General features: G+C 46.4%; 5 protein-coding genes. All 5 read right to left on the minus strand.

What is annotated here, in order from left to right:
• Nucleotides 1-157 precede the first annotated feature (157 nt).
• Entirely contained in the window at nucleotides 158-469 is a 312-nt protein-coding gene (locus tag KVH01_RS29315) for a colicin (protein WP_217883788.1), read from the minus strand.
• Complete coding sequence (locus tag KVH01_RS30785; protein ID WP_217883791.1) at nucleotides 466-756, minus strand: polymorphic toxin type 50 domain-containing protein; 291 nt, start codon at nucleotides 754-756, stop codon at nucleotides 466-468. Before KVH01_RS30785 ends, KVH01_RS29315 begins: the two co-directional genes overlap by 4 nt.
• Nucleotides 757-802: 46 nt before the next feature.
• Entirely contained in the window at nucleotides 803-1,315 is a 513-nt protein-coding gene (locus KVH01_RS29325) for a hypothetical protein (protein WP_217883789.1), read from the minus strand.
• Between the two features lie 423 nt (nucleotides 1,316-1,738).
• Nucleotides 1,739-2,041, minus strand: coding sequence for a hypothetical protein (locus tag KVH01_RS29330; protein WP_217883790.1), 303 nt, complete (start codon nucleotides 2,039-2,041; stop codon nucleotides 1,739-1,741).
• Nucleotides 2,042-2,044: 3 nt separating this feature from the next.
• The coding region (locus KVH01_RS29335) for a polymorphic toxin type 50 domain-containing protein (RefSeq protein ID WP_264083808.1) at nucleotides 2,045-2,770 on the minus strand (726 nt) is incomplete at its 5' end.

A 2,770-nucleotide genomic window follows, 5' to 3' on the forward strand; every position in this document is an offset into this window, starting at 1 on the left:
TTCTTTGCCACTGGCGAACCCCAGACGGTCGCCGGCATAGAGGTAAGCCTCTTGTTGGCGTTGGCCTTCTCGCTCCAGGTTACCCTTGCCGATAAAAGGTGACAGATGTATTTTTCAGAGAAAACAATCTATCACCTTTTTTCTGTCGCTTTTGCACCTACAAATCATATTCTCTGCGACAGTAGATGAAGCCGTCCAGACACTCAAGACGCCCTATTGAATCAAGCAAAAATTTACAATCTAAATCTACGTGGGAAATTTTGTCTTGACCAACTGAGGCTGAAATATTCGTGGCAACAACCTCTAAGCTTTCCCAGTCAAAGTCTGTAGACGGCCTGTCAAGATAGTAACGAATAAGTAACTCCCTATCATCTGACAGTGAAATAGCAATCGCCCTTACAGCTGGATATATCTCACCAATCAGAGCATGCCAAATACATAAGACTAACCAGTCAGGTAAAGCTTTCATGGTTTCGCTCCGACAGTAGTAGGATTTGTTGGAATAATATGCGCTCCGCTTTTACCTGAATGTATTGTTCCATATCTTGTCGCTAAGCCCGTTGTGCCATCAACACAAATATTTTTGCCAAAATCAACTATTGGCTGCCCTCTTGAACCATAACCTACGACAGGAAACTCACCCGCATGAGCGCCATTCAACAGTTTTTGAGGATCGACTCCTTCATTAAGATAACTGCGTTTTGGAAGAAAATTTTTATGCCCCAGAATATGCTTGCCTTGCTGGCCAGCATGGATACTACTAGCTACGTTGTCTAGCGAGGCACCTGTCGCCTTTGCACCATTAGATCATGTTGAGTTCTCGTAGTCTTTTCTCGCTCACAAACTCCAACTCTCCACCACTTACCTTAGACCCATCTGAATAATTAGAATGACCACAGACGTCACACTGGTAAGCCAGTAACCCGTTATATCTACCGATGAAAATACGCATCCCATCGGATTGACACTTAGGGCATTGTTTATCAGTCTCAACAGTTATCAATGCTTCTATTGTGTCACGTAGAAATCTCGCAATAGCATCTGCCTCATTAGCCTGATATCCAAAAATTACTTTTTTAAATTGAGTTATATCGCTAGGCAGCAATGACGAAAACTCAACCGGCATCAAACTCTCATCCACATGCGAAAACTCATCAATCCCATAGGTCGAAAACGGCTCAACAGTGAAGCATTTGTAGTTCTCCCTAATCCACGAAAGAATCACTCCAAGAGTCTCCCTTAAAGATGAATTCTCATCCAGCAGCGTCACAGCCGACTGAAGTTCACGCCACACATATACAGGGAGAGATCGCATTAGTTCACTGCCTTAGCGGTGAAAGCCGTTATCAAATTGCCTGCCTTATCAGTAAATACTTTTATCACAGACGTAGGAACACCTCCATCTTTCAGCGTAGTTGTTCCGATGACTCTGCACGTATCAACTGTCCTTACAAATTGACCATCTGGTAGCGCAGTAACAGGTGACTTAACGACTGGGCCGCTCTGAAGAACCCCCTTCAACTCATTTGGGCTAATAGTAAACACAAAGCGGGAATTGGAGACTTCTACGTCGAAATGACCTTTCAAAACATGATCAAAGCCCGCAGATACAGGTTTTCCGGTATCACGGAGCGGGGTAGTTTCCGTCCGCCCATTGGCAATATTTATACGAGATTGCACTCGACCGGACACAGGTATAGCAACTTCACCTGCCGCTTTTGCACCAACCTAATTACTCTTAAATTTCACGCCGCTTAAATACCCAAATCCCCTGATCAAGTATCGGCTCCGAGGCATCTAGCCGCAAGCACTTCACTATAACCGTCCAGTCATCCTCGTAATCAGCAATCACCTCAGTTTCAACACAGGAGGCAGACTCAAAATCATCATCATCGATTTCTCCGTCAAAATAGAATCTAATATTCAGAATCAGTCCCGATACTGAAAATATAACAGCACGAAGCTTCCCTGAAACCTCACCTAACAATGCTCTTTGAATATTTAGACGGGCCATCACGATCACATCATCAAGAGAACACATTATTCACGGCCTCGCTGGCACAATGTGGATACCATCCTTAGAGTAGTGAATTATTCCATTCGCTGTAGGTGTTGCCACGCCTGCTCCATCTATATACGTCCCTATAGGCCCACCAAAATTCACCCTTTCTTTCGAGCCTGGCATGCCAACTGGAATATTACCGACCTGCTGTCCAGTTCCAGCACTTTCGGCAAGCTTGCGGGGGTCACTGCTCAAAACACTACGGCCTGGCGTGTACGAATTATGACCTGGAAAGTGCTTCTCTTGAGCACTCCATTTAACAGCGGGCACCTCTTTTGCACCAGCCCCCTTTACCGGGTGGGCATACGGCATGCCAGCCTCAGCATCCGTCGAGACAGTCGAGGTGTATGGCGCCTTTCCTTTGTCCGTCCTTTTTGCACCCTCACCTTTACGAGCAGGCATCGCCCCAAACAATATACTGGAAAGCAGCTCTCCCCCGCCAATCAGAAATTTGTCACTGTCATAAGTCGGATTCAGCTCGGTTCCTTCGACGATTTGAGCGACCTTCTGTCCGACGAAAGCATTGGCCTTGTCTATGTTTTCCGAGATCGCTTGCCCCGCCTCGGTCCCCTCAACAGCCTTCATTGCGATGAATTGAGCAACGCCCTTCGGGCCTTGAGCCGCGGCCAATACGTAGGCTATGGCTTCCACACTCTCAGGATGTTCGTTTTTATAAGCCTGTATTGCCCCGAGTTGACGAATCACACC

The sequence above is a fragment of the Pseudomonas khavaziana genome (assembly GCF_019145205.1).
Lineage (GTDB): Bacteria > Pseudomonadota > Gammaproteobacteria > Pseudomonadales > Pseudomonadaceae > Aquipseudomonas > Aquipseudomonas khavaziana.